Genomic DNA, 26,214 nt, shown 5'->3' on the forward strand with positions numbered 1-26,214 from the left:
CTTTCTTTATCGTTCGATAATGCGATGTGGAATCAATTGGCGATAGCAAATTTGTCGATTTTCTTTGGTATCATTGATAATTTGTAGAATAGTCTTGAACGAAACCCGCCCTAGCTCTAATGTGTTAATATCTACATAAGCTATTAAATCAAGTTTGGGTTTAATAGAGTCAAAGGCTAGAGTGGGAACAGATAATTGATTTTCATTTAAATAATTACAAACTCCCTCTGCCAGCATACTGTCTGTTGTGATAATAGCATCAATTTTTGTATCATGACTGAGAAGGCGCTTGGTAAATTGATATCCTTTATCTTCCAAAAATTCATTTGCAAAGGCTGTATTTTGAGGGTCAAGCTCTAAATGGTAATCTTCTAGCGCTTTTTGGTATCCTTTATAGCGGTCTTGCGTTACAAATAGTCTTTTGCTACCACCGATAAAAGCAATATTTCGGCAGCCTTTTTTGATGAAATATTCTGTTGCATCATATCCCGCTTGGATATTGTCATTATCCACCAAAGGAATAAAGGGAGAAAGAGATTTTCCCAAAATTAAGAAAGGAAATTGTTCTTCACTGACCATTTTCACTAGTGGATCATTTTCTTGAGAGTAAAGAAAGATGAGTCCGTCTACTCGTTTGCCAAGAACCATTTGGGAAATAGCTTCCATGCGTTCCTTTTCATTTTTTCCAGTCGCAATTTGAATAGCATAGTGATGCTCGGAAGCCACCTGAGCAATCCCGCGAAAGACTGAAGGGAAAAATGGGTTTTGATAGAAAGCATCGGAATCATCAGGTAAAACAACACCAATGACTTGTGTGTAACTGCTAACAAGACTACGTGCATTGAGATTAGGGTGATAATTCAGCTCTTTCATAGCCTTGCGGACTCTTTTTTTCGTTTCATCGCTAATGCTGGATTTGTTTTGAATTACACGGGTAACGGTGGATGGAGAAACCCCTGCCAACTTAGCAACTTCTTTGATAGTAACTCGCATAAAAACCTCCCTACTTTTTCATTTTTTCATCACGGAAATGTGTCCGATAGAAAATGATGACGAGATAAAGGGCAAAAAGAATGTTTTGAATGGTAATCATAGTGGTCATGGCTTGACCGAACAATAACCCTGCCGCGACAGCAATCAATGTTGGCAAACCTAAACAATTCAAAGCAAAATGATAGCATTCTTTGACGGTTTTAAAAGAAAAAAGACGTGATTTTTTCGTTAAATAAAGGAAAAAGGTAGCTCCTAAGATGATGATGAAGAAATTCAGTGTCAAAAGACCGCCAGAAAGGAGAACGAGAAATAGACTGACTGTCACACGATTTTGTTGAAACCAATCTTGTGAAATGGCGGCACTGAGCGACTTTTTATTTTTTAGAGCAGCTTGATTGATATGCTGATATTGAATGTCTGCCAGTTTTTTTCCTTTTTTGCTGATAATCAGTTGTTTGGATCCAAAAGCAAGTGTTAGTTTTTCTCCTAAGGTAGACTGTTCTTTCCCTAGAAGGACAGTTCCTGCTTTGCTATTGTGAGTTGATTGCTGACCAGCATAGCTGAATTGATGATTTGCTATTTTAGCATTCTCTGTGATATCGTCCATTACTTCCTTTGTAACAGGGTCAAAAACACCATCTACAAAAGTAGTGAGTGGATAAGTCTTGAGAGACGCGTTTTGCACAGCAACTGGTATCATGGATAAGGAAATTAAAAAGATGCTTGTAAAAATCAATTGACACCAGGTCAGTAATTTTCGGTTGGCAAAAGGCTTTTTAAAACCGGAAATACTAAAAAAATAATTAAATGGATAAGGTAGCATAAGACACACTTTCTAAAAAATTATAATCAGGTGATAGCTAATAAAATTAAATTTATTAGCTATCATACAACTATAAATAAAAGAGGGTGGGACAAGATTATCCCTTGTCGCCACCACTTGTTAAACCAGATACAAAGTTCTTTTGTAGGAAGAAGAATAAGATACAGATTGGCAAGGCAATCAAGATAGCACCTGCTGAGAAGTAGGCAATCTTCAAATTCTTCACATCACTAACAAAGGTTTGTAAACCAACAGCAACTGTATAGAATTCTTTTTCACGAAGTAAGAAACTAGATAAGATGTAGTCTCCAAATGGTCCCATGAAAGCCCAGAGAGCTTGTACAGCAATCATTGGACGAACGAGTGGTAGTACAATTTGCCAGAAGCGTCTGAAGTGACCAGCACCGTCCAATTTAGCGGACTCATCAAGCGAGATAGGTACAGTATCAAAGTACCCTTTCATGAGCCAAGCGTTCATTGGGATACCACCGCCGACATAAAGGAAGATGAGGAACCAACTGTGGTTGAGAGCATTTAACATCAAAGCCATAACGAAGAAGGCGGTCAGGGCAGCCATTGTTGGCACCATTTGAATGATTAAGAAGAAGACCAGACTTTGTTTTCTAGCTAGGAAATTATAACGACTATAAGCGTAACCAGCTAGTACAACTATACTTGTTTGGATAATCATTGTCAAGATAGCAATGATTAAAGTGTTAAAGTACCAAGTCCCATAAAGAGTTTCAGTAAAAAGCTTGCTAAAGTTTTCTAGGCTAAAATTAATATCTGTATCTAGCTTAAACGCAAGGACATTCCCTGTCTTGAAAGCAGACATAATCGTAATCAAGAGAGGATAGATAATGATAATAGATAAAGCCACTAGATAGAAATAAGTTAAAAAGTGGTTTAAACGGCGTTTAAATTTAATAGAATTATTCATCTTACACATCCTTCATATCAAATGCATGTAGTTTCTTGAACGCAATCATGGAGATTGAAATCACGATAAGAGAAATGATAAGTGTTACCGCAGCGGCCATTGAGTATTGAGGAGCTGCACCTGTCGTTAAACGATAAATCCATGAAATGAGGATGTCAGTCGAACCTGCACCACCACCAACTGTACCAGGACCGCCATCATTAAAGAGGTACATGATAGAGAAGTTGTTGAAGTTGAAAGTATACTGACTGATGAGTGTAGGGGCAGCAACTGCTAAAATCATTGGGAAAGTGATATTGCGGAATTTTTGCCATGCATTTGCACCATCAATGTAAGCCGCTTCGTAAAGATCGTTTGGAATGGATTGCAAGATACCAAGTGTCAATACATAAATGTAAGGGAAACCAAGCCAACCTTGCATCATAATTAGAGCAATTTTAGTCCAGGTCGGATCTGTTTTCCAAGGAATCAGATGTCCATTTAAGAATGGCAATACTTTACCAAGAAGCGGAATGACTTGGGTATTGATTGCACCGATACTATCGTTGAACATGTTACTGAAAGTTAAGATAGTGATGAATGCTGGGACAGCCCAAGGCAGTAGGAAGATAACGCCGAAAATGCGTTTTCCTTTAATAAATGGTTGGTTTGCAATAATAGCGGTAAAAATACCAATAACGATTTGGACAGTTGAGGCAGTCAGTGCCCAGATAATAGTCCAACCAAGAACGGCTCCAAAAGCAGAACGGAAAGTGCTAAGTTGCCAAATATTAGTGAAGTTTGTCACGCCAACCCAATCCAAGAGCTTGGTTGGAGGCAAATGTTGGAAATCATAGTTTGTAAAGGCGATTAAAAGAGTGACCAATACAGGGAAAATGATAGCAAAAGTCATTGCAATATATGAAGGAATAATCAATAGGTAAGGAAAACCATTAGCGTAAATTCCTTTTAACATATCTTTGAAAGTCGTAGGAACTGGATAATCATTATTCCAACGTTTCGCAATAGTATAAGCATCTTTTAGATTGAGAGCATAAAAGATGAAATAAACAATGACAAGAATAAAGTGGAATGCACCACGAATCAACATGAAAAGAGAGTTATCGCGTCCAGGCACCTCACCGAGAGTAATTAAGTTTCCTAACTCAGGAGCAGCAATGGCGAAAAAGTAAATCAAAAATAAAATGGTAACTCCTAAAAAGATAGCCCCTTTTGCTTTTTGTTTATTATAAATTTGCCCAAGTCCTGGGATGAGGGAGAGCAGCAATGCTTTACGTGGCTGTTGTTGTGTAGTCATCAGAGCCTCCTTTGTCTAAAATATAGAACTCGACTGGTGCTGCCAATCGAGTTCTATCCTACCTCAATCTGTTTTATTTTTTACCAAATTTTTGATTGATAGTATCTTTAATCAATTTAACGGCATCATTTGCAGCAGTTTTAGCATCTTTTTTACCACTTACAGCATCAAAGAGCATACTTGCTGCTGGATCCCATACAGTACTCATTTCAGAGATATTTGGCATAGGTTGAGCAGATTGGAACTGTTTAACAACAGCTGAAGTCAATTCATCATTTTTACCTTCAGCATATTTACGAGCTTCTGTATTAGCAGGTACTTCGTTTGTAGCATCATAGAAAGCTTTTTGTTGATCTGTTGATGTCAAGAAGTTGACAAATTTTTGAGCTGTTTTGGCATTTTTAGATCCTGCAGGGATGACCCAAGCTTTACCACCACCAAAGGTTTGATAGTTTTTACCATTTGGAAGTGTAGGAATAGTGGCAACACCATAGTTCACTTTAGCTTCTTTAAATGATGCAGCTTTCCAAGGGCCTTCAATGATAGCAGCTGTTTTACCTGATTGGAATTGAGTTTGAATTAAGTTTGCGGCACCTTTAGTATCTTGCATTCCTTTTGGCCATTTTTCGTACCAAGATTTAGCGTATTCAATACCTTTAATAGAACCGTCATTTGCAAGACCGATGTCTTTAGGATCGGTACCGTTCTTACCAAATACGTAACCACCGTTACCAGCTAACAGACCGTAAGCATAATAGAAGTTTGTCCAGTCCGCGAGGAAAGCAGTTGTTTTGCCATTTTCGTTAGCAAAAGCATATTTGCTGTCTTTTGCCAGTTCTTCTAATTCAGCAAATGTAGTTGGAGCTTTAGAAACAAGGTCTTTATTGTAGTACATTACTAATGTTTCGATAACAGCAGGTGCGCCATAAGTCTTACCTTTTGTAGTTACGAGTGCTTTTGTTGTGTCATCAGTCATTGAACCTTTGTCAAGTTTCACTTCTGAAAGTTGGCCGTCTGAACCGAGACTACCTACGCGGTCATATGGAGACATCATAACGTCTGGAGCTTTGCCAGATTGGTTGTCAAGTGAAAGATTTTCAAGACCTTTAAGTTGGTCGCCAGTTTTAATAGTAACTTTTGTTCCACTTTCTTTTTCAAAAGCAGCAGCAGCTTTCTTCATGTAGCCTTCGTATTGTTTTTCTACGTAAACAGTGAGGTTTTTACCATCACCAGAAGAAGCTGATTTATTATTTTTGCTACCGCAAGCTACTAGTAACAAACTAGCTAATCCTACAGTTCCAAGAACTGCAACACTTTTCAACATTTTATGTTTCATGATTTATTCCTCCTAAAGAATAAAATAATAAGATAACAATTTAAAATAGTTTACGCAAACGTTTTCTTAAACTATACTTAAGTATACCACAAATAGAAAACGGTTGCAACACTTTTTTAAAAAAATCTTAAAAATTTTTTATTTTCCACTCCAAAAATCTTGATAAAATAGAAGAAAATGATTCAATTGTCCAAAATATTTTAAAATTTTACAAAAAAACTAGAAAAATGGTTGCACACAGGTCGGAATTAAGTTATAATCAAATCAACGCAAACGTTTTCGTTAAATGAATGCAAAATTTAACAGAAAAATTTATTGAGGTGATAAGATGAAAGAGCGTCAAAGTGGTGTTCTCATGCATATTTCTTCTCTTCCAGGGAAATACGGAATCGGCTCATTTGGGAAAAGTGCTTACGATTTTGTGGATTTTTTGGTAAGAACAAAGCAACGTTACTGGCAAATTTTGCCTTTAGGCACGACCAGTTATGGAGATTCTCCTTACCAATCATTCTCTGCATTTGCGGGAAATACACATTTTATTGATTTTGATCGACTGGTTGAAGAAGGACTGCTTGTAAAAAGTGATCTTGAAGGATTAGACTTTGGTCAAGATCCAAGAAAAGTAGATTATGCGAAAGTGTTTAACAATCGCAGGCCTGTTTTGGAAAAAGCTGTGAAACGTTTCTTAGAACGTGGAGACTTAGCAGCCTATGAAAAATTTGTAGCAGATAATGCATCATGGCTTGAAGTGTTTGCTGAATACATGGCGATTAAAGAGCATTTCGACTTGAAAGCTTGGACGGAATGGCCAGATGCAGCGGTACGTCATCGTGAAGCGTCTAGCTTAGCAACTTATCGCGAAAAGCTAGCTGATCGATTGACCTATCATCGTGTTACGCAATATCTCTTCTTCAAACAATGGTTAGAATTGAAAAATTATGCTAACGAACATCATATTGAAATCGTTGGCGATATGCCAATCTATGTGGCAGCTGATAGCTGTGATGTTTGGGCGCAACCGCATTTCTTTAAAACAGATGAATTAGGACAGCCTACATGTGTAGCAGGATGTCCGCCAGATGAATTCTCTGCGACCGGTCAACTTTGGGGGAATCCAATTTATGACTGGAAAGCAATGGATGAAGATGGCTATAGTTGGTGGATCGAACGCTTACGCGAAAGCTTCAAAATCTACGATGTGGTTCGTATCGATCATTTTCGTGGTTTTGAATCTTATTGGGAAATCCCTGCTGGATCCGATACAGCCGCTCCTGGTAAATGGGTGAAAGGCCCTGATTACGCTTTGTTTAAAGCTGTGAAGGAAGAATTGGGTGAACTAAACATCATCGCCGAGGACTTGGGCTTTATGACCGACGAAGTGATTGCTTTGCGGGAAAAAACAGGCTTCCCTGGTATGAAAGTCACTCAATTCGCCTTTAATCCAGAGTCTGAAAGTATTGATAGTCCACATCTTGCGCCTAACAATTCTGTCATGTACACAGGTACGCATGATAATAACACGGTACTTGGTTGGTATCGCGATGAAATTGATGATGCCACACGTGAATATATGGCTCAATATACTAATCGTAAAGAATATGAAACAGTACCTCATGCTATGCTACGGACTATCTTTGCTTCTGTCAGCTTTATGGCTATTGCGACCATGCAAGATTTGCTTGAACTAGACGGCTCAGCTCGCATGAACTATCCATCAAGCATTGGTGGCAATTGGTCATGGCGTATGACAGCAGATGAATTGGACCCTGTGATTGAAGCAGAGTTATATAGCTTGACGAAAACATATCGTCGTTTAAATAAAAAATTATTAAAGGAAGAGAATGAATTGTAACGTTCTTTTCTAGGTAGGAGAAAAAATGTCAAATTTACAAGAATTTATCCAACAAACTTATCAAAAAGAAATTGCTGAATGCAGCAATGAAGAATTGTATATTGCCCTTTTAAACTATACAAAATTGGCTAGTGCACAAAAGCCAGTTAATACTGGTAAAAAGAAATTATATTACATTTCAGCAGAATTTTTGATTGGAAAACTGTTGTCAAACAACCTCATTAACCTTGGCCTTTATGATGATGTCAAAAAAGAATTGGCAGATGCTGGTAAAGACTTGATTGAAGTGGAAGAAGTAGAATTAGAACCTTCACTTGGTAATGGTGGTTTAGGACGTCTGGCTGCTTGTTTCCTTGATTCTATTGCAACACTTGGTTTGAATGGAGACGGTGTAGGTCTGAACTATCACTTTGGTCTTTTCCAACAAGTTTTGAAAAATAATGAGCAAACGACAGTACCAAACTTCTGGTTAACAGAGCAAAATTGGTTAGTAAAATCAAGCCGTAGCTATCAAGTACCATTTGCTGATTTCACTTTAACATCAACTCTTTACGATATTGATGTGCCTGGTTACAAGACAGCTACTAAAAACCGTCTTCGTCTGTTCGACCTTGACTCAGTAGATGCAAGTATCATTGAAGATGGGATTGACTTTGATAAGACAGATATTGCTCGTAATTTGACTCTATTCCTTTATCCAGATGATAGTAATAAGCAAGGTGAATTGCTCCGTATCTTCCAACAATACTTTATGGTGTCAAATGGCGCACAATTGATTATTGATGAAGCGATTGAAAAAGGGAGCAATCTTCATGACTTGGCTGACTACGCAGTTGTGCAAATTAATGATACTCACCCATCAATGGTCATTCCTGAGTTGATTCGTCTCTTGACTGCACGTGGGATTGAGCTTGATGAAGCAATCTCAATCGTTCGTAATATGACTGCTTATACAAACCATACTATTCTTGCAGAAGCGCTTGAAAAATGGCCACTTGAATTCTTGGAAGAAGTTGTTCCACACTTGGTTCCAATCATCAAAGAATTGGATAAGCGCGTGAAGGCTGAATACGCAGATCCAGCTGTTCAAATCATTGATGAACACGATCGTGTGCACATGGCTCACATGGATATTCACTATGGATATAGTGTCAATGGGGTTGCTGCTCTTCATACAGAAATCTTGAAAAACTCAGAACTCAAAGCCTTTTACGACATTTATCCAGAAAAATTCAACAATAAAACAAACGGAATCACCTTCCGTCGCTGGCTCATGCATGCAAATCCACGCTTGTCAAATTACATTGATAGCTTGATTGGCCGCGATTGGCACCATGATGCTTCAAAATTAGAAGACTTACTTGAATTTTCTGGTAAGGCTGATGTGAAAGCTGAACTTGAAAAAATCAAAGCTCACAACAAACGGAAATTAGCTCGTCACTTGAAAGAGCACCAAGGTGTTGAAATCAATCCTGAATCAATCTTTGATATCCAAATCAAACGTCTTCACGAGTATAAACGTCAACAAATGAATGCTCTTTATGTCATTCACAAATACTTGGATATCAAGGCCGGAAACATTCCTGCGCGTCCAATTACAGTCTTCTTTGGTGGGAAAGCTGCTCCAGCATACACGATTGCGCAAGATATTATTCATTTAATCCTTTGCTTGTCAGAAGTAATTGCTAACGACCCAGAAGTTTCTCCGTACTTGCAAGTCGTTATGGTTGAAAACTACAATGTAACAGCAGCTAGCTTCTTAATTGCAGCCGGTGACATTTCTGAGCAAATCTCCCTTGCTTCTAAAGAAGCTTCAGGTACTGGTAACATGAAATTCATGCTAAATGGTGCTTTGACACTTGGTACGTCAGACGGGGCAAATGTTGAAATTCATGAATTAGTTGGCGATGATAATATTTATATCTTCGGTGAAGATTCTGAAACAGTTATTGATTTGTATGCCAAAGAAGCTTATAAGTCAAGTGAATTCTATGCTCGTAAAGCAATCAAACCGCTGGTTGATTTCATTGTCAGTGATGCCGTTCTTGCAGTTGGTAAGAAAGAGCGCTTGGAACGACTTTACAATGAATTGATCAACAAAGACTGGTTCATGACGCTTCTTGACTTGGAAGACTATATCGAAACAAAAGAACGTATGTTTGCGGATTATGAAGACCGTGATGTTTGGCTTGAAAAAGTTCTTGTCAATATTGCAAAAGCAGGCTTCTTCTCTGCTGACCGTACGATTGCTCAATATAACGATGAAATTTGGCATTTGAACTAGTTCAATAGCGAATAGGCCCCTTGATTGATAGTTGAGGGGCTTTTGTTTGAAAAAAATAATTGACACTAGTGAAACTTTTGTTGCCATTTTTGACTGCTTACGTTATAATAAATAAAACTGAAAACTTTTTCACAACGAGGAGGATTATTGTGAAAAAACGACCAATTTATCTATATGTCTTGCTGACACTATCAGCCATTCTATCATCTTTTACACTTGTAGGAACCTTTTTTGGCAGTGAAAAAATAACGAATACAAGTTCTTATAAAGGATTGTCTGAAACGGTTGTGAAGCAAATCGTGGAAGTAACTGAAAGAAGTCTTGTTTTTCTTCATAATATTCCGCATAAAATATTAGTTATTCTTTCCATTCTACTGTTGATTGCTGCCATTGTGTTTATCGTCAAGAAAAAAATTCTATACGCTAATTTTGCCTATATTGCTTATGTGCTATTAGGAATTATTGGGACAATTTACAATTATATCGGTGGTATGCCACTCAACAATCTTTATAAAGATCAAACGATGCGTGCCACAGCAATCTCATCGACAAGAGTTTTGACCATTATTTATTTTGCATTTAATATTCTTTTCCTTGTTATTGTCTTTTTCAAGATGAAACGGCAGCAACAAGACTTAGCAAAAGAAGAATTACAATAGTTGACAAAACATATCTATCAGCTTAAAATTTTAAGAGAATGATAGATGTGTTTTATTTTTAGAAAGTGAGAAAATATGAAGATTTCCTTGGTTTATATTAGCTTAAGTGGCAACACAGCGAGTTTTATCAAACGTTTGTCTACTTTTTTGCAAGAGCGACATGAAAATGTTGAGATTGAGCAGGTGGATATAAAAGATATGGTGAAAGAGGAGCGACCATTTTACGCCATGTCTCAGCCTTTTGTAGCCTTTTTGCCAACCTACTTAGAAGGTGGAAATGGTTTGGATAATGGGGATGTGGAGATTCTTACCAATGATTTAGGTGACTTTATCGCTTTTGAAGAGAATTACAAGCGCTGTTTTGGCATTGTTGGTAGTGGTAATCGTAATTTTAACAACCAATATTGTTTAACAGCTAAGCAATATGCAGAGCGATTTGGCTTTCCAGTCTTGGACACATTTGAACTTCGTGGCTTGAATGAAGATGTCAAACGAATTGGTCTGAAAATTGAAGAATTATACGGAATGTAATAAAAAATCCTATCGTTGTAAATACCGATAGGATTTTTTGATAGGGTTAGGAAATTACATTTTTTCTGGAGCATCAACGCCGAGAAGACGAAGAGATTCTTTTAGAACAACAGCTGTTGCGTAGCTGAGAGCCAGACGGCTGTCACGTTCAGGGCTTTCGTCCAAGATACGAGTGTGTGCGTAGAATTTGTTAAATGCTTGTGCAAGACTGATCGCATATTTTGCAATGAGTGATGGGTCATAATTGTCAGCTGCACGTTTGACAACACGGGCAAAATCTTGTAGCAGTTTAATAATTTCCCAACTTTCAGCATCATCTAGGCTGTATGTTGCTTCAGCACTTGGCTTGAAGTCAGCCTTGCGAAGGATTGATTGGATACGTGCATAAGCGTATTGGATGTATGGACCTGTTTCTCCTTCAAAGGATACCATGGCTTCCAAATCAAAGTCGTAACCGTTGCGACGGTCTGTTTTTAAATCGTAGAATTTAACAGCTCCTACCCCGACAGCACGAGCAACGGCTTCTTTGTTTTCGAGGTCAGGATTTTTGGCTTCAATTTGTGATTTAGCACGACTGATAGCCTCTTGAAGAGTTGGTTCAAGAAGGATGATATTTCCTTTACGTGTAGACAATTTTTGGCGGTTCTTTGTTACCAATCCAAAGTCTACGTGAATCATATCATCGCTCCAGTCAAATCCCATCTTCTTCAAAACGGCTTTTAATTGTCTGAAGTGATTAGCTTGTTCTTGACCTACAGCATAAATGTTTTTAACGAAGTTGTAAGTGCGAGCACGGTACATAGCTGTCGCAATATCACGTGTAATATAAAGTGTTGCTCCGTCAGATTTCTTAATCATAGCTGGTGGCAGATTAACATCATCAAGGTTGACAATGCTAGCTCCTTTAGACTCTTCCAACAATCCTTTTTCTTCAAGGATTTTGATGCCTTCGTCCATCTTGTCATTATAGAAGGCTTCACCAGCCAGGCTATCGAATTCAACGCCAAGTAATTTGTAGATACGGTTAAATTCTTTCAGGCTTTCGTCGCGGAACCATTGCCATAATTCAGTAGCTTCAGGATCACCGTCTTCTAATTTTTTGAACCAGAGGCGACCTTCGTCATCAAGCTCAGGATCTGTTTCGATTTCCGCATTGATACGAACGTACAGTTTCAGTAATTCATCAATTGGATTTGCTTCGACGGCTTCTTTGCTGCCCCATTTTTTATAGGCCACCATTAAAAGACCGAATTGTTTTCCCCAGTCACCTAAGTGATTGATTTTAATGGTGTTGTAACCCAATTTATGGAAAATATTAGAAAGAGCGTCACCGATAACGGTTGAGCGCAAATGACCAACTGAAAATGGTTTTGCAATGTTTGGACTGGAGAGGTCAATGGTGATGTTTTCTCCATTTCCTTCATTTTGCTGCCCATAGTTATTTCCTTCTTTTACAATTTCTTTGATAACTTGAACTGAAATTTTTGATTTATCAAGGAAGAAATTAACATAAGGACCAGTTGCCACTACTTTTTCAAAGTTTGTTGAGTCAATTTTTTCTGCAATATCTGTTGCAATCGCTTGAGGCGCTTTTCGTTCTACTTTCGCTAAAGAAAAGGCAGGAAAAGCAATATCACCTAAATCTGAGCTTTTGGGTTTTTCTAGTAAATTTAAAATAGAGTCTTGGTCTAAGCTGTCAATGACCTTAGCCAGTTCACTTGCAATCAATTGTTTATTATCCATGGTTTCTCCTTTGGTCTTTTACTAGTATTTTAACATATTTTTTGACGAATCTTCAATTTTTTTGGTATAATTTTGAGTATAAATATACATTATTGAGGATAAAATGAAAAAGAGTGAACGTCATAAACTAATTAAGCGAATGATTAAGGAAGAAAAACTGAGTACACAAAAAGATATTCAGGATCGTTTAAAGGCACAAGGCATCATTGTAACACAGACAACCCTCTCTCGGGACTTACGTGAAATTGGATTGACGAAAGCCAAGAAAAACAATGAAGTTTATTATGTTTTAGCAGATGAAACAAATAAAATCGATTTGGTTGAGTTCTTGTCTTATCATGTAGAGGGTGTTTCTCGGGCGGAATTTTCCTTGGTTCTTCATACTCGCTTAGGAGATGCTTCTATTCTGGCTAACTTTGTGGATGCCAATAAAGGTGAGCTGATTTTAGGAACGGTAGCAGGGGCTAACACGCTCTTAGTTATCTGTCGTGATACAGCAGCTGCAAAACAAATGGAAGAGCAGCTCCTTGAGAAAATGGATTAAGAGAATGAATGATGAGGCTGGGACAAAGAGCTCAGCTTCCTTTGTTTATGTAGTCAACAAGACGCAGTAGCTGATTGCTCAACAGTCTCCCAGACTGTTGAGCAATCCTGTGGAGGTAAGATGACGAACTGAAAATTTTCAAGATGAGTTTTGTCCCACTCCCAGCTATGCGGATGTGGGACAACGAAATCAAGTTTCTGCGAAACTATTGTTTTCTATCCCACTCTTATCACTATTAACCAACAGAAAGGATGAGAATGACAAAAGAAAAACTATCTCCAGGAATGCAACAGTATTTAGATATAAAAAAAGATTATCCAGATGCTTTTTTGCTATTTCGCATGGGAGATTTTTATGAATTATTCTATGATGATGCGACCAATGCGGCACAGATTTTAGAGATTGCTCTGACTAGTCGCAATAAAAACTCGGAAAATCCAATCCCAATGGCAGGAGTTCCTTACCATTCAGTGCAGCAATACATTGATGTTTTAATTGAAGCAGGCTATAAAGTTGCGATTGCAGAGCAAATGGAAGATCCTAAAAAAGCGGTTGGAGTAGTCAAACGCGAAGTAGTACAGGTGATTACGCCGGGGACAGTAGTTGATTCTTCAAAACCAGACAGTCAGAATAACTTTTTAGTGGCTTTGGATAAGCTGTCAGGTATATATGGACTGGCTTATATGGATGTGGGAACGGGTGAATTTCAGGTCACAAGTCTTAGTGACTTTAACATAGTCTGTGGAGAAATCCGAAACTTGCGAGCGCGTGAAGTGGTCTTAGGGTATGAATTGCCTGAAATGGAGCGCCAAGTATTGGAGACTCAAATGACTCTCCTTTTATCGCAAGTAGAAACTACATTTGATGATGTTCAGCTACTAGGAAAGGACTTGTCACCGCTAGAGCACCAAGTAGCTGGAAAGTTATTACAGTATGTTCATAAAACGCAGCTACGTGAGCTTAGTCATTTGAAACAAGTTCATCATTATGAAATCAAAGATTTCTTGCAGATGGACTACTCAACTATGGCAAGTCTGGATTTAACAGAGAATGCTCGGACAGGAAAGAAGCACGGGAGCCTTTATTGGCTGATGGATGATACCAAGACAGCTATGGGAACACGATTGTTGAGAGCGTGGATTCAACGTCCGTTGATTGATAAAGAGCGAATCGTCAAGCGGCAGGATGTAGTGCAAGTCTTTTTAGATCATTTCTTTGAGCGCAGTGACTTATCAGACACTCTCAAAGGAGTGTATGATATTGAGCGTTTAGCCAGTCGGGTTTCGTTTGGCAAGACCAATCCAAAAGATTTATTACAACTTGCTGCGACATTGAGTCATGTACCACAAATTAAGGGAATCTTAAAAGGAATTGACAGCCCAGTTTTGGAAGATTTGATTGCCAAATTGGATGAAATTCCTGAACTGGCGTCCTTAATTCAGTCAGCAATTTCGCCGGATGCTTCAAATGTCATTACAGAGGGTAATATTATTAAAACAGGTTTTGATGAAACCTTGGATAAATATCGAGTGGTTATGCGAGATGGAACGAGCTGGATTGCAGATATTGAGGCGAAAGAAAGAGAAGCCAGTGGAATTAACAACCTGAAGATTGATTACAATAAAAAAGATGGTTATTATTTTCATGTCACAAATTCCCAGCTTGAACACGTTCCCAGTCATTTTTTCCGCAAGGCAACTCTGAAAAATTCAGAGCGTTTTGGTACGGAAGAACTGGCTCGTATTGAAGGGGAGATGTTGGAAGCGCGTGAAAAATCAGCTAATTTGGAATACGAGATTTTTATGCGCATTCGTGAGGAAGCTGGTAAGTATATCAAACGCCTGCAATCCTTGGCACAAACTCTGGCAACGGTTGATGTGCTGCAAAGCTTTGCAGCTGTAGCTGAAAAGCAACACTTTGTGAGACCAGAATTTATTGAGCAACGCTCTATCCAAATTGATAAAGGGCGGCATGCGGTCGTAGAAAAAGTTATGGGTGCACAAACCTATATTCCTAATAGCATTTCAATGGATGAGAATGTTAATGTTCAACTAATTACAGGTCCAAATATGAGTGGGAAGTCAACTTATATGCGGCAGTTAGCAATTATTGTGATTATGGCTCAAATGGGCTCTTATGTTTCAGCTGAAAGCGCTCAATTGCCGATTTTTGATGCAATCTTTACTCGAATTGGTGCAGCTGATGACTTGGTTTCTGGACAATCAACCTTTATGGTTGAAATGATGGAAGCAAACCATGCTATTTCTCAAGCAACAGAAAATTCACTTATTCTTTTTGATGAGTTAGGAAGAGGAACAGCGACCTATGATGGCATGGCGCTTGCTCAAGCTATTATTGAGTATATTCACAATCGGACAGGAGCCAAGACACTTTTTGCGACTCACTATCACGAGTTGACAGAACTGTCAACTAGCTTGACACAACTAGAAAATGTCCATGTAGCAACCCTAGAAAAAGATGGTCAAGTAACATTTCTTCATAAGATTGAGGTTGGACCTGCTGATAAATCTTATGGGATTCATGTAGCAAAAATTGCAGGTTTGCCAAATGATTTGTTGACAAGAGCGAATCAAATATTGACACGATTAGAAAGCCAAGCAAATGAGAAGTCATCTTTTGGCATCTCTAATACATTGCCTGCGGCTGCTCGTGAAAAAAATCAAGTGGCTGAGCAGATGTCTTTATTTACAGAAACAACTGAATCACCTATTTTAGACGAGTTGCGCCAGTTGGACATTTATAATATGACCCCAATGGAAGTGATGTTGGCTGTGGCAGAGATAAAGAAGAAACTTTAAAATGTTGAAGCTATAGTGGATGTGACTGGCTAACAGCTTAATTTACTGAAATGTCATACCAGAATTGCAGCTAGGGTCTAATCTTCAAACCACAACAATTTAGTAAGCTATGATCGTTTTCTAGCAATCTGCATTCTAAGTTGGGCTCAAATAACCGCCGTGAGTTTTTTCACAGCGGTTATTTCTTGCTATTTGCTTTGTCTGTTTAAGTGATGATTGATTTTCTCAATTTTCTTTTTAGTCAGATAAGACAGGATTGCCCAAAGGATGAGATAAACAACAGTAAATTCCAAAATTAACTGTACGATGAAAATGGGTTCACTTGGGAACCAGCCAGCTAATAGAGCTAGAGGGATAAACCCTAAAATCATAAGCCCATAATGACAGATTGTTGCTTTGAGAATGCTCCAATCTTTTTTGAAAAGCTCTTTCCCTAAGCTAAAGAGCAAGCCGATTAGACACCATATCGCTGCGCAATGGAGAACGACTAAGGCGCCGTGAATATGATGCTGTTCCATCCAAAGACCAACTGCTGAATAAGGGTTGAGCGGATGATAGACAGGTGCAAAAAAGTAAGAAAAGATGACGGATAGGAGAAGCCCGATAACAATACCTCCTAGAGCATCTCTGAATAATGTTTTTTTCATAGCTGTAATTTCTCCTTTATAGCTTTGAGATAACGGCGAGATGAATAAGTTATCTGACCGTTTTTTAGTGTAATCTGAATCAGACCGCTGCCGGTCAATTTCAGATGATCAATCTGTTTGGTATTGATGATTTCAGATTGGGAAATCTGTAGAAAATCAGCAGGAAGCAATTCCAAAACTTGATAAAGTGGAAGCCCTAAGTGATAATTGTCTGTTACTGTTTCAGCCCAAACTTGGCGGTTTTCAATATAAACCCGCTGAATTTCAGTAGTATCTAATAGGTAAATCTCTTCCTCTTTTTTGGCTCGAATAACTTTGTTTTTATCGAGTTGTTGAGCAAATTTCAGCAGTTGCTGAATGGCATCTGACAAAGCCGGTGCTTCGATAATGACTTTTTCCTCTGAAAACTTTTCGTCAATATGCAATTGAACTTTCATAAACATCCCTTCTTTCCAGATGTTGGTTTGCTGCTGATTTTCGTTAATACCAAGAGGTCACTAACTACCTCCCTCTTCCCTAAATCTATTAAACATTATTTCGACTAGGAAAACAAGGACTTTTACCTAAGTGGTTGCTTTGCTTGTCTATTTGGTCCTTTCTAGGAAACGATGTGTGTTCCTCTCACACCAGACTTCTGATAGAAAAACAGCTTTATGTTATAATAATAGCTAGAATACTTACGGAGAAAACTATGTCAAAAATTATTGAACTACCAGAAAATCTTGCTAATCAGATTGCAGCAGGTGAGGTCATCGAGCGACCTAGCAGCGTGGTCAAGGAGTTGATAGAGAATTCCATTGATGCTGGTGCCACTCAGATTATAGTTGAGATTGAAGAAGCGGGACTCAGGAGCATTCAAGTCATTGATAATGGTGAAGGAATTGAGCATGAGGAGGTTTCCTTGGCTTTGCGGCGGCATGCTACTAGTAAAATCAAGAAACAAGCCGACCTGTTTCGGATTCGGACATTGGGTTTTCGCGGTGAGGCGCTTCCGTCCATTGCCTCTGTTTCACGTTTGACGATTGAAACTGCGACAAGTAGTGGTGCACATGGAACGCTTCTGATTGCGCAAGGTGGAGAAGTTGAGACTTTAGAGCCAAGTAGCTGTCCTAGGGGTACCAAAATCAAAGTGGAAGACCTTTTTTTCAACACGCCTGCTCGTTTGAAATATATGAAAAGTCAACAAGCGGAACTATCTCATATTGTAGATGTGATGAATCGTTTGAGCTTGGCTCATCCGGAGGTCGCTTTCACTCTTGTTAATGACGGTAAAGAGATGACACGGACAGCAGGAACAGGAAATCTGCGTCAAGCAATTGCTGGCATTTATGGACTGACAACAGCCAAAAAAATGATTGAAATTTCAGCATCTGATTTGGATTTTGAAGTATCAGGCTATATTAGTTTGCCAGAATTAACAAGGGCTAATCGGAATTACATTACTATTCTCATCAATGGTCGCTACATCAAGAATTTCCTACTCAATCGAGCTATTTTAGATGGATATGGTAGCAAGCTCATGGTGGGACGTTTCCCGATTGCTGTGATTGATATTCGGATTGACCCATATCTTGCTGATGTTAATGTTCACCCGACCAAGCAAGAAGTGCGGATTTCAAAGGAGCGAGAGCTCATGGCCTTGATATCGCAAGCTATTGCTGCAAGTTTGAAAGAGCAAGATTTGATTCCGGACGCATTAGAGAATTTAGCCAAATCAACCATTAACCGAGCAATTAAGCCTGAGCAGACCAGCCTCCCTCTCAAAGAGAACCGACTTTATTACGATAAAGAAAGAAATGACTTCTTTGTGAAACCACAAGTGTCAGAAGCTCAACCTTCTTTTGAGGAATCTGCTCGATTAGATCAACAATCTGCTGATACAGATGAACTCAATTCAAAAGCTGCTTCTGTCAAATTTGCAGAAAGACAATCTCCTTCTTACAATCAACTAGATCATCCAGAGCTGGATCAGGCGAGCTTAGAGAGAGCTTTAGATAAGCTAGATGGAGAAGAAACTTCAACGTTTCCAGAATTGGAATATTTCGGGCAAATGCACGGCACCTACCTTTTTGCTCAAGGAAACGGTGGTCTTTATATTATTGACCAACATGCAGCTCAAGAGCGAGTAAAGTACGAATATTACCGCGAAAAAATCGGAGATGTAGATGCTAGTCAGCAGCAGCTTCTGGTTCCCTATATCTTTGAATTTCCAGCTGATGATATGTTGCGTCTGAAACAACGAATGACTCTTTTAGAAGAAGTCGGTGTTTTCCTTGAAGAATACGGAACTAATCAATTTATTCTTCGTGAACATCCCATTTGGCTTAAGGAAGAGGAGATCGAATCAGCTATTTATGAGATGTGCGATATGCTGCTTCTAACCAAGGAAGTCTCTATCAAGAAATATCGCGCTGAGCTAGCTATTATGATGAGTTGCAAACGCTCTATTAAAGCCAATCACAGTTTAGATGACTATTCAGCGCGTGATTTGATTTTTCAGTTATCACAATGCGACAATCCCTACAACTGCCCTCACGGTCGTCCCGTTTTGGTCAACTTCACAAAATCTGATATGGAAAAAATGTTCCGTCGGATTCAGGAAAATCATACCAGCCTGAGAGAATTGGGGAAATACTAAATATCTTGAAAGCAGAGAGTTACCATATTCTCTGTTTTTTAGCTTTTTTCTATCCAATGTAAGGTTTCTCCCACAGTTTCAATTTTTTCTAGTTGATAAATTGTAAAATATAGTGCAACAAAAAAACTCATAGCGTTTCATTGGTGTAAACTGTAAGTAACCACACAAACAGAACCCGAGGAAAATCTATGAGCTACTCCCATCTTACCATAACCGACCGAATAAAGATAGAAACCTACTTAGAATTAGGTTTGAAACCTTGCTAAATTGCAAATAAACTTGGCGTCCATAAGTCTACCATTTCAAGAGAGTTAAGACGATGCCAAAATGGTTATTCCGCAGCCTTAGCACAGGAACATTATGACCACAGGGCTAAGCAAAAAGGTCGGAAGTCTCGTTTGACACCAAAGTTGAAAAAGGAAATTGAAGACGGTTTAAAATCCTCCTGGTCGCCTGAACAGATTTGTGGCCGCTATCAGCTTGAACAAAAGCCAATGGTAACTTTTAAAACTATCTATAACTGGCTCTATGCTGGTTTGATTGATCTGGATTTAAGCATCCTTCGTCGTAAAGGAAAAACTCGACAACCCAAAGAAACACGTGGGACATTTAGGATTGGCACATCGATTGCCAAACGTCCTAAAGAGGTCAGGAATCGTGAGACCTTTGGTCACTGGGAGCTCGATACTGTGGTGTCTTCCAGAGGCAAAAGCAAGGGCTGTTTAGCGACCTTTCTGGAGCGAAAAACGCGCTTTTACTTAGCTTTCAAGATACTAGACAGAACAGCCAAATCCATGTTTTCAGCCATCGAACAACTTTGTAGGCTATTTCCAAAAGAGGCTCTTAAAACCTTCACTTCAGACAGGGGAAAAGAGTTTGCCTGCTATCCTCTGGTAGAGAATTTAGGAATTTCCTTTTTCTTTGCGGACGCCTATTCATCCTGGCAGAGAGGAAGCAATGAAAACGCAAATGGCTTACTAAGAGAATATTTCCCAAAGAAAACAGATTTAGCCGCTATCTCTGATGAGGCTTTGAACAAGGCCTTATATGATATCAATCACCGACCACGAAAATGTTTAGCTTACAGAACTGCTTGTGAAGCTCTAGTGGATGAGTACGAGTAAACGTTGCACTTTTTATTGCAATTTATCAGTTAAAAATATGATATACTAGAAGGGTTGAAAAGGAGAAAAAATGTACGAATATTTTAAAGGAATTTTAAGTAAAATCACAGCCAAATATATTGTAGTGGAAGTGGGGCAAATTGGCTATATCCTGCATGTGGCAAATCCCTATGCCTATTCAGGTCAGGTCAATCAGGAGATTCAAGTTTTTGTTCATCAGGTGGTCAGAGAGGATGCCCAGCTCCTCTACGGTTTTCGCACAGAGGATGAAAAGCAGCTTTTTCTCAATTTGATTTCGGTTTCTGGTATTGGACCTGTTTCTGCTCTTGCGATAATCGCTGCCGATGATAATGCCGGCTTGGTGCAGGCCATTGAGCAGAAAAACATTACTTATCTGACAAAATTTCCTAAAATCGGCAAAAAAACAGCCCAACAAATGGTGCTGGACTTAGAAGGTAAGGTTGTGGCAACAGGTGTTACCCCTAAGCAAGTTGCTGTTGCAGCTACTAGTGACAATCAAGAATTGGAAGAAGCTATGGAAGCTATGTTGGCTCTGGGCTACAAGGCGGCTGAACTCAAGAAAATTAAGAAATTCTTTGAAGGTACGACCGATACAGCTGAGAACTACATCAAGTCGGCTCTTAAAATGCTGGTAAAATAAAGGAGAAAAGATGAAACGATGTAGTTGGGCAAAAAAGAATAATCCTTTATATGTCGCTTATCATGACCAAGAGTGGGGGATTCCTTTGCATGATGAGCGGGCTTTATTTGAGTTGCTCTGCCTAGAGACCTATCAGGCAGGACTGTCTTGGGAAACTATTCTCAATAAACGAGCAGCCTTCCGACAAGCTTTTCATGGCTATGATGTTCATCAGGTGGTAGCCATGACGGACGCGGAGTTAGAAGGCATTTTACAAAATCCTGCCGTCGTCCGAAATCGTCGGAAAATCTATGCAACACGTGCTAACGCCCAAGCTTTTCTGAAAATACAGGCAGAGTTTGGCAGTTTTGATCATTATCTCTGGTCTTTTGTAGACTTTACACCGATTGACAATCCTGTCAAGGACTACAAGCAGATGCCCTCCAAAACTCCATTGTCTGAAAAACTGGCTAAAGATATGAAGAGACGAGGCTTTGAATTTGTAGGACCAGTCTGTGTCTATTCTTTCCTGCAGGCGGCAGGTCTTGTCAATGACCATGAGGAGACTTGCGATTTTAATCAAGCAAGAAAAACAATCAAACGATTTTAATAGCTTTGCTATCTTTTATGTAAGTAGTCGGTGCAATATTTATTGACCGATACTGTTTTATATTTTTCGTAATATTGCTGTATTTATGATGATATGACATCACTACAAAACCATGACCAAAGTTCCAATCGTAATCAAAATGCTGCCAATCAAGGATTTCATAGTAAAATCCTCGTGGAAAAAGATAAAAGCAAGAATGAGTGTGAGGACAACACTAAGCTTATCAATAGGAACGACCTTGTAGACTTCTCCCTCCTGCAATGCTCGGTAATAACAGAGCCAGGAAGCGCCCGTCGCTAATCCAGATAAAATCAAGAAAATCCAACTTTTCTTGCTGATGTTAGCGAGACCGAGTTGCCCTTTGGTCAAAAAGACCATACCCCAAGCCATTAAAACAACGACCACTGTCCGAATAGCTGTCGCTAGATTAGAATTGACGCCAGAAATCCCGATTTTGGCTAAGATAGATGTCAGTGCTGCAAATAAAGCAGAAAGAAATGCAAAAACTGCCCACATCATTAAATCTCCTTAAATGTTTTGTTTTCTTTATTTTATCACATTTGATTCTATCTAACACAGCAAACTAAAGGCACTCAGGCAGTACAAAATTGTCTGTTTTTTATATAAACCCTAGTTTCGCTAAGCTAATCCTCATTTTTGAAGAGGCTGGGGCGAAAGTCTCCAACTTCAAAGTATATAAAGCGATAAATCAATGACGTAGTAGCTGATTGCTCAAAGCACGGCTTTGTGGTGATGCGAAGCAAGTCTCAGGGTATTAGCTTTTCAATCTCGCAAAAACACTTTTGACGAAAACTTTATTTTCTTTATCCACCGTCTCAACAGTCTCCCAGACTGTTGAGCAAGCTTGCGGAGGTGAGATTACGAACTAAAAATTTTCAAGATGAGTTCTACCTCACTCCCATAATCGAGGTAATCATATTATTGATGTGACACAATTATAGTTATAAATTAGAAGGCTGGCAATTCCAGACTTTTTCTTTTTGAAAAATTCTTAGTCTTATCAATTTGCTTACAGATTCTTTTCTTAAAATGAAGTTTTTCAGATTTTTTGTGATAAAATAAAATCAATTGCGAATAGTAAAGTAGGAGGTTCTATGAAAGCAGAAATTATTGCTGTGGGTACTGAAATTCTGACAGGTCAGATTGTCAATACAAATGCCCGATTTTTATCGGAAAAATTAGCGAGTCTGGGTGTAGATGTGTATTTCCAAACAGCGGTTGGAGATAATGAAGCTCGTCTGTTATCCATTTTAGAAATTGCTCGAAATCGTAGTAATTTGGTCATCTTAACTGGAGGATTAGGCCCAACAGAAGATGACTTGACTAAGCAGACTTTGGCAAAATTCTTAAATCGTAGGTTGGTATTTGACCGAATGGCTACGGAGAAATTGGACCGCTTTTTCGCAAGTCGACCGGATTATGCTCGAACACCAAACAATGAGCGACAAGCTCAGATAGTGGAAGGCTCGACTCCTCTACAAAATGAAACTGGGCTTGCAATAGGAGGCGTGATTGAAGTCAGTGGCGTGACTTATGTTGTTCTACCTGGTCCGCCTAGTGAATTAAAACCTATGGTAAATAATGAGCTGGTTCCGCTGTTAGCAACTGGTCAAAAATTGTATTCAAGAGTCTTGCGATTCTTTGGTATCGGTGAAAGTCAATTAGTAACCCTTTTAGGAGATTTAATTGATAATCAGACCGATCCAACCATTGCTCCTTATGCTAAGACGGGAGAGGTGACATTGCGATTGTCCACCAAGGCTGCTAGTCAAAATGAAGCAGATACTAAGTTTGCTCATTTAGAAAAGAAAATTTTGGCAGTACAGACTTTTGAGAAACAACATTTAGCTGATCTTTTCTACGCTTATGGAGATGATAGTTCTCTGGGACAAACAGCTTTTGAACTGCTGAGAAGAGCAGGAAAGACCGTCACAGCAGCTGAAAGTTTGACTGCAGGACTCTTTCAAGCAACTTTGGCAAGCTTTGCTGGAGCCTCCAATGTCTTTAGTGGTGGCTTTGTTACCTACAGTATGGAGGAAAAGAGCCGAATGCTGGACATTCCTTTGGCAGACTTGGAAAAACATGGGGTAGTTTCAGCTTTTACAGCTGAGAAAATGGCTGAGCAGGCAAGAAAATTGACCGCTAGTGACTATGCGGTGAGCTTGACAGGTGTGGCAGGTCCAGACAGCTTAGAAGGACATCCAGCAGGGACAGTTTATATTGGCTTAGCAACTACAGAGGATGTTCAGTCTATTAAGGTTAATAGTGCGGGTCGTAGTCGGACAGATGTACGTAAAATAGCCGTTCTGCATGCTTTCAATCTGCTGCGAAAAACTTTATTAAAAAACGAAAATATGCTACAATAATTAGATAGGCAAAAAAATAATTTATCATTATACAGGAGAAATAAATGGCGAAAAAACAAAAAAAATTAGAAGAAATTTCAAAAAAATTTGGCGAGGAACGTCAAAAAGCGCTAGACACTGCACTTAAAAATATTGAAAAAGATTTTGGTAAGGGAGCAATTATGCGCCTAGGTGAGCGTGCTGAACAAAAAGTTCAAGTCATGAGTTCAGGTAGTTTGGCATTAGATATCGCTCTTGGTGCAGGAGGGTATCCAAAGGGGCGGATTATTGAAATCTATGGACCAGAGTCTTCTGGTAAGACGACCGTAGCTCTTCATGCGGTGGCGCAGGCTCAAAAAGAAGGCGGTATTGCAGCTTTTATTGATGCAGAACACGCTCTTGATCCAGCTTATGCGCAGGCTCTTGGGGTTAATATTGATGAACTCTTACTTTCTCAACCTGACTCAGGCGAGCAAGGCCTTGAAATTGCTGGGAAATTGATTGACTCTGGTGCGGTAGATTTGGTAGTTATTGACTCCGTGGCAGCCCTCGTACCACGTGCTGAGATTGATGGAGATATTGGAGATAGTCACGTTGGTTTGCAAGCGCGGATGATGAGTCAAGCTATGCGTAAATTGTCTGCTTCTATCAATAAAACGAAGACAATTGCGATTTTCATCAACCAATTGCGTGAAAAAGTTGGTATTATGTTTGGAAATCCAGAAACAACACCGGGCGGTCGAGCTCTTAAATTTTATGCTTCTGTCCGTCTGGATGTCCGTGGCAATACTCAAATCAAGGGAACTGGTGATGAAAAGGACACTAATGTCGGTAAGGAAACCAAGATTAAGGTTGTGAAGAATAAGGTTGCTCCGCCATTCAAGGAAGCTTTCGTAGAAATCATGTATGGCGAAGGAATTTCTAAAACAGGCGAGTTGATTAAAATTGCGACAGACCTTGATATTATCAAAAAAGCGGGTGCTTGGTATTCTTATAATGATGAAAAGATTGGTCAAGGGTCTGAAAATGCTAAGAAATACTTGGCGGATCATCCAGAAATTTTTGATGAAATTGATCATAAAGTTCGAGTGCATTACGGTTTGATTGAGGATGATGCTGAAGATGAAAAAAATGCAGAAGCAACTAAATCAGCAAACAAGGTGGAGGAAGTCACACTAGATTTGGATGACACGATTGAGATTGAGGAATAATTTTTTAAAAATAGGTCGCAAGACGGAGGGATTTTGTGGTATAATATAGTATGATAATAGTACCGTGTGGCGAAAGGAGTACTTACATGATTACAATTTATACTGTCTCAAGTTGCACTAGTTGTAAAAAAGCAAAAACATGGCTCAATGCTCACCAGTTAACTTATAAAGAACAAAATCTTGGTAAAGAAGGAATTACAAAAGAAGAGTTATTAGATATTCTAACAAAAACTGAAAATGGGGTTGCAAGCATTGTTTCTTCAAAAAATCGTTATGCAAAAGGCTTAGGTGTAGATATTGAAGAATTAAGTGTGAGTGAAGTGATTGACTTGATTATGGAAACTCCACGCATCTTGAAAAGCCCTATTTTAGTAGATGACAAGCGCCTACAAGTGGGCTACAAAGAAGATGATATTCGTGCATTCTTACCTCGCTCGGTTCGTAATGTTGAAAATACAGAAGCGCGTTTACGCGCGGCCTTGTAAAGAGTGGAATTTCCACTCTTTTTTTATTTCGATGTTTATTGATATTAAAAATATGATAAAATAAAGAATGAGGAGGAGTTAATCCATGAAAAGAAGCCTGATTCTATTAACCATTATTCTTACAGTCTTAGCAGGATGTGGTCAAAAAAAAGAAACAAAATCAAAAACAAGCAAGCAATCAATTGATAATACGTTGCCAGTTATTGCAAACGCTGAAAAAGAAACAGTTGTGACAAAAACCTTATCATTCCCTAAAACAGCTGAAGGGGTTCAACAAACACAAACAATTACTTACAAAGGCGATCAATTTTTAAGTTTAACGATTGAGCAAATCATGCCGATGAAAGAAGAAATGAAAAAAGTAGTTGCGGAAGTTGGAGTTGCTGAGGCGCAAAAATTATTGGAGAAATCTTTGGCTGAAGATGAAAAATTTACACAAGCAAAAAGTTTGGAAGGTTTTTCGACCTCTTTGGAAATTATAAATGAGCAAGAATTGAAGCGAGTTCATACTTTTGATTTTCAAGTTTTGGATGTTAATAAGGCCGCTGATACTGAATATTTAAAAAATATGAAATTAAAAGAATTTTTAAAAATGAAACCAAAAGAATATGTTGAAGATCAGATTGCGAGTGGTGCAACGGAAGTCAATCAATAACTGTCAATCATTGGTTG

Annotated in this window: 22 protein-coding genes and 1 pseudogene; 14 read left to right on the forward strand and 9 right to left on the reverse strand. The window is 38.8% G+C overall.

The window, feature by feature from the left end:
- Positions 1–6 precede the first annotated feature (6 nt).
- The 5 genes from EL079_RS07850 to EL079_RS07870 all read right to left on the reverse strand — a co-directional run bounded on the left by EL079_RS07850 (position 7) and on the right by EL079_RS07870 (position 5,389).
- Complete coding sequence (locus tag EL079_RS07850) at positions 7–993, reverse strand: LacI family DNA-binding transcriptional regulator (RefSeq protein ID WP_003032332.1); 987 nt, start codon at positions 991–993, stop codon at positions 7–9.
- A gap of 10 nt (positions 994–1,003) precedes the next feature.
- Complete coding sequence (locus EL079_RS07855) at positions 1,004–1,816, reverse strand: hypothetical protein (protein ID WP_003032315.1); 813 nt, start codon at positions 1,814–1,816, stop codon at positions 1,004–1,006.
- A 97-nt stretch (positions 1,817–1,913) separates the two neighbouring features.
- The gene (locus tag EL079_RS07860) at positions 1,914–2,756 is read right to left on the reverse strand and encodes a sugar ABC transporter permease (RefSeq protein WP_003026676.1); all 843 of its coding nucleotides are present in this window, start codon (positions 2,754–2,756) and stop codon (positions 1,914–1,916) included.
- 1 nt (position 2,757) lies between these two features.
- Positions 2,758–4,053: a sugar ABC transporter permease gene (locus EL079_RS07865; protein WP_003032331.1), complete on the reverse strand. Its 1,296-nt coding sequence runs from the start codon at positions 4,051–4,053 to the stop codon at positions 2,758–2,760.
- Positions 4,054–4,126: 73 nt separating this feature from the next.
- Entirely contained in the window at positions 4,127–5,389 is a 1,263-nt protein-coding gene (locus tag EL079_RS07870) for an extracellular solute-binding protein (protein WP_003032326.1), read from the reverse strand.
- Positions 5,390–5,717: 328 nt separating this feature from the next.
- Here EL079_RS07870 and malQ point away from each other — a divergent pair, with 328 nt between their 5' ends.
- The 4 genes from malQ to nrdI all read left to right on the forward strand — a co-directional run bounded on the left by malQ (position 5,718) and on the right by nrdI (position 10,715).
- On the forward strand, positions 5,718–7,241 hold the full coding sequence (gene malQ / locus EL079_RS07880; RefSeq protein ID WP_003032322.1) for a 4-alpha-glucanotransferase: 1,524 nt from the start codon (positions 5,718–5,720) through the stop codon (positions 7,239–7,241).
- A gap of 25 nt (positions 7,242–7,266) precedes the next feature.
- Positions 7,267–9,525, forward strand: coding sequence for a glycogen/starch/alpha-glucan family phosphorylase (gene glgP / locus EL079_RS07885; RefSeq protein ID WP_003032339.1), 2,259 nt, complete (start codon positions 7,267–7,269; stop codon positions 9,523–9,525).
- A gap of 149 nt (positions 9,526–9,674) precedes the next feature.
- Positions 9,675–10,184, forward strand: a complete 510-nt coding sequence (locus tag EL079_RS07890; RefSeq protein ID WP_003032313.1) for an ABC transporter permease — start codon at positions 9,675–9,677, stop codon at positions 10,182–10,184.
- Positions 10,185–10,259: 75 nt separating this feature from the next.
- Positions 10,260–10,715, forward strand: coding sequence for a class Ib ribonucleoside-diphosphate reductase assembly flavoprotein NrdI (gene nrdI / locus EL079_RS07895; RefSeq protein ID WP_003032317.1), 456 nt, complete (start codon positions 10,260–10,262; stop codon positions 10,713–10,715).
- A 54-nt stretch (positions 10,716–10,769) separates the two neighbouring features.
- Here the strand turns inward: nrdI and argS are convergent, their stop codons facing one another.
- The gene (gene argS / locus EL079_RS07900; protein WP_003032324.1) at positions 10,770–12,458 is read right to left on the reverse strand and encodes an arginine--tRNA ligase; all 1,689 of its coding nucleotides are present in this window, start codon (positions 12,456–12,458) and stop codon (positions 10,770–10,772) included.
- A gap of 103 nt (positions 12,459–12,561) precedes the next feature.
- On the opposite strand from argS, the gene argR reads away from it, so the two are divergent.
- Together argR and mutS are read left to right on the forward strand one after the other, a co-directional pair.
- Positions 12,562–13,002: an arginine repressor gene (argR, locus tag EL079_RS07905; RefSeq protein ID WP_003027809.1), complete on the forward strand. Its 441-nt coding sequence runs from the start codon at positions 12,562–12,564 to the stop codon at positions 13,000–13,002.
- A gap of 257 nt (positions 13,003–13,259) precedes the next feature.
- The gene (gene mutS / locus EL079_RS07910) at positions 13,260–15,821 is read left to right on the forward strand and encodes a DNA mismatch repair protein MutS (protein WP_018543668.1); all 2,562 of its coding nucleotides are present in this window, start codon (positions 13,260–13,262) and stop codon (positions 15,819–15,821) included.
- A gap of 188 nt (positions 15,822–16,009) precedes the next feature.
- Here mutS and EL079_RS07915 read toward each other — a convergent pair whose 3' ends face one another.
- Entirely contained in the window at positions 16,010–16,468 is a 459-nt protein-coding gene (locus EL079_RS07915; protein WP_003032341.1) for a DUF3021 domain-containing protein, read from the reverse strand.
- The gene (locus tag EL079_RS07920) at positions 16,465–16,905 is read right to left on the reverse strand and encodes a LytTR family DNA-binding domain-containing protein (RefSeq protein WP_003032335.1); all 441 of its coding nucleotides are present in this window, start codon (positions 16,903–16,905) and stop codon (positions 16,465–16,467) included. The genes EL079_RS07915 and EL079_RS07920 overlap by 4 nt, the downstream gene beginning before the upstream one ends.
- A 254-nt stretch (positions 16,906–17,159) precedes the next feature.
- Between EL079_RS07920 and mutL the strand changes: the two genes are divergently transcribed.
- The 4 genes and pseudogenes from mutL to EL079_RS07940 all read left to right on the forward strand — a co-directional run bounded on the left by mutL (position 17,160) and on the right by EL079_RS07940 (position 21,480).
- Positions 17,160–19,106 (forward strand): DNA mismatch repair endonuclease MutL, encoded by a 1,947-nt coding sequence (gene mutL / locus EL079_RS07925; protein WP_003032320.1) that lies wholly within the window; start codon positions 17,160–17,162, stop codon positions 19,104–19,106.
- 188 nt (positions 19,107–19,294) lie between these two features.
- Positions 19,295–20,230, forward strand: a pseudogene (locus EL079_RS07930) (IS30 family transposase).
- A gap of 70 nt (positions 20,231–20,300) precedes the next feature.
- On the forward strand, positions 20,301–20,891 hold the full coding sequence (gene ruvA, locus EL079_RS07935; RefSeq protein WP_003031812.1) for a Holliday junction branch migration protein RuvA: 591 nt from the start codon (positions 20,301–20,303) through the stop codon (positions 20,889–20,891).
- A 10-nt stretch (positions 20,892–20,901) separates the two neighbouring features.
- Complete coding sequence (locus tag EL079_RS07940; protein WP_003031817.1) at positions 20,902–21,480, forward strand: DNA-3-methyladenine glycosylase I; 579 nt, start codon at positions 20,902–20,904, stop codon at positions 21,478–21,480.
- 102 nt (positions 21,481–21,582) lie between these two features.
- On the opposite strand, the gene EL079_RS07945 is transcribed toward EL079_RS07940, so the two are convergent.
- A complete protein-coding gene (locus EL079_RS07945; protein WP_018543619.1) occupies positions 21,583–21,996 on the reverse strand; it encodes an EamA family transporter in 414 nt (137 codons plus the stop codon).
- A 599-nt stretch (positions 21,997–22,595) separates the two neighbouring features.
- On the opposite strand from EL079_RS07945, the gene EL079_RS07955 reads away from it, so the two are divergent.
- The 4 genes from EL079_RS07955 to EL079_RS07970 all read left to right on the forward strand — a co-directional run bounded on the left by EL079_RS07955 (position 22,596) and on the right by EL079_RS07970 (position 26,197).
- Positions 22,596–23,867 (forward strand): competence/damage-inducible protein A, encoded by a 1,272-nt coding sequence (locus EL079_RS07955; RefSeq protein ID WP_003031814.1) that lies wholly within the window; start codon positions 22,596–22,598, stop codon positions 23,865–23,867.
- A gap of 44 nt (positions 23,868–23,911) precedes the next feature.
- A complete protein-coding gene (gene recA, locus EL079_RS07960) occupies positions 23,912–25,057 on the forward strand; it encodes a recombinase RecA (RefSeq protein ID WP_018543618.1) in 1,146 nt (381 codons plus the stop codon).
- Between the two features lie 86 nt (positions 25,058–25,143).
- Positions 25,144–25,542: a transcriptional regulator Spx gene (spx, locus tag EL079_RS07965; RefSeq protein WP_003026638.1), complete on the forward strand. Its 399-nt coding sequence runs from the start codon at positions 25,144–25,146 to the stop codon at positions 25,540–25,542.
- 85 nt (positions 25,543–25,627) lie between these two features.
- Positions 25,628–26,197 carry an SP0191 family lipoprotein gene (locus EL079_RS07970; protein ID WP_018543617.1) on the forward strand — a complete coding sequence of 190 codons (570 nt, stop codon included), beginning with the start codon at positions 25,628–25,630 and terminating at the stop codon, positions 26,195–26,197.
- Positions 26,198–26,214 lie beyond the last annotated feature (17 nt).

The sequence above is a fragment of the Streptococcus anginosus genome, from assembly GCF_900636475.1.
GTDB lineage: Bacteria > Bacillota > Bacilli > Lactobacillales > Streptococcaceae > Streptococcus > Streptococcus anginosus.

Bases quoted from the DNA above. Each gene is read 5' to 3' on its own strand.
- EL079_RS07850 (WP_003032332.1), bottom strand. From the start codon at position 993: ATGCGAGTTACTATCAAAGAAGTTGCTAAGTTGGCAGGGGTTTCTCCA.
- EL079_RS07855 (WP_003032315.1), bottom strand. From the start codon at position 1,816: ATGCTACCTTATCCATTTAATTATTTTTTTAGTATTTCCGGTTTTAAA.
- EL079_RS07860 (WP_003026676.1), bottom strand. From the start codon at position 2,756: ATGAATAATTCTATTAAATTTAAACGCCGTTTAAACCACTTTTTAACT.
- EL079_RS07865 (WP_003032331.1), bottom strand. From the start codon at position 4,053: ATGACTACACAACAACAGCCACGTAAAGCATTGCTGCTCTCCCTCATC.
- EL079_RS07870 (WP_003032326.1), bottom strand. From the start codon at position 5,389: ATGAAACATAAAATGTTGAAAAGTGTTGCAGTTCTTGGAACTGTAGGA.
- malQ (WP_003032322.1), top strand. From the start codon at position 5,718: ATGAAAGAGCGTCAAAGTGGTGTTCTCATGCATATTTCTTCTCTTCCA.
- glgP (WP_003032339.1), top strand. From the start codon at position 7,267: ATGTCAAATTTACAAGAATTTATCCAACAAACTTATCAAAAAGAAATT.
- nrdI (WP_003032317.1), top strand. From the start codon at position 10,260: ATGAAGATTTCCTTGGTTTATATTAGCTTAAGTGGCAACACAGCGAGT.
- argS (WP_003032324.1), bottom strand. From the start codon at position 12,458: ATGGATAATAAACAATTGATTGCAAGTGAACTGGCTAAGGTCATTGAC.
- argR (WP_003027809.1), top strand. From the start codon at position 12,562: ATGAAAAAGAGTGAACGTCATAAACTAATTAAGCGAATGATTAAGGAA.
- mutS (WP_018543668.1), top strand. From the start codon at position 13,260: ATGACAAAAGAAAAACTATCTCCAGGAATGCAACAGTATTTAGATATA.
- EL079_RS07915 (WP_003032341.1), bottom strand. From the start codon at position 16,468: ATGAAAAAAACATTATTCAGAGATGCTCTAGGAGGTATTGTTATCGGG.
- EL079_RS07920 (WP_003032335.1), bottom strand. From the start codon at position 16,905: ATGAAAGTTCAATTGCATATTGACGAAAAGTTTTCAGAGGAAAAAGTC.
- mutL (WP_003032320.1), top strand. From the start codon at position 17,160: ATGTCAAAAATTATTGAACTACCAGAAAATCTTGCTAATCAGATTGCA.
- ruvA (WP_003031812.1), top strand. From the start codon at position 20,301: ATGTACGAATATTTTAAAGGAATTTTAAGTAAAATCACAGCCAAATAT.
- EL079_RS07940 (WP_003031817.1), top strand. From the start codon at position 20,902: ATGAAACGATGTAGTTGGGCAAAAAAGAATAATCCTTTATATGTCGCT.
- EL079_RS07945 (WP_018543619.1), bottom strand. From the start codon at position 21,996: ATGTGGGCAGTTTTTGCATTTCTTTCTGCTTTATTTGCAGCACTGACA.
- EL079_RS07955 (WP_003031814.1), top strand. From the start codon at position 22,596: ATGAAAGCAGAAATTATTGCTGTGGGTACTGAAATTCTGACAGGTCAG.
- recA (WP_018543618.1), top strand. From the start codon at position 23,912: ATGGCGAAAAAACAAAAAAAATTAGAAGAAATTTCAAAAAAATTTGGC.
- spx (WP_003026638.1), top strand. From the start codon at position 25,144: ATGATTACAATTTATACTGTCTCAAGTTGCACTAGTTGTAAAAAAGCA.
- EL079_RS07970 (WP_018543617.1), top strand. From the start codon at position 25,628: ATGAAAAGAAGCCTGATTCTATTAACCATTATTCTTACAGTCTTAGCA.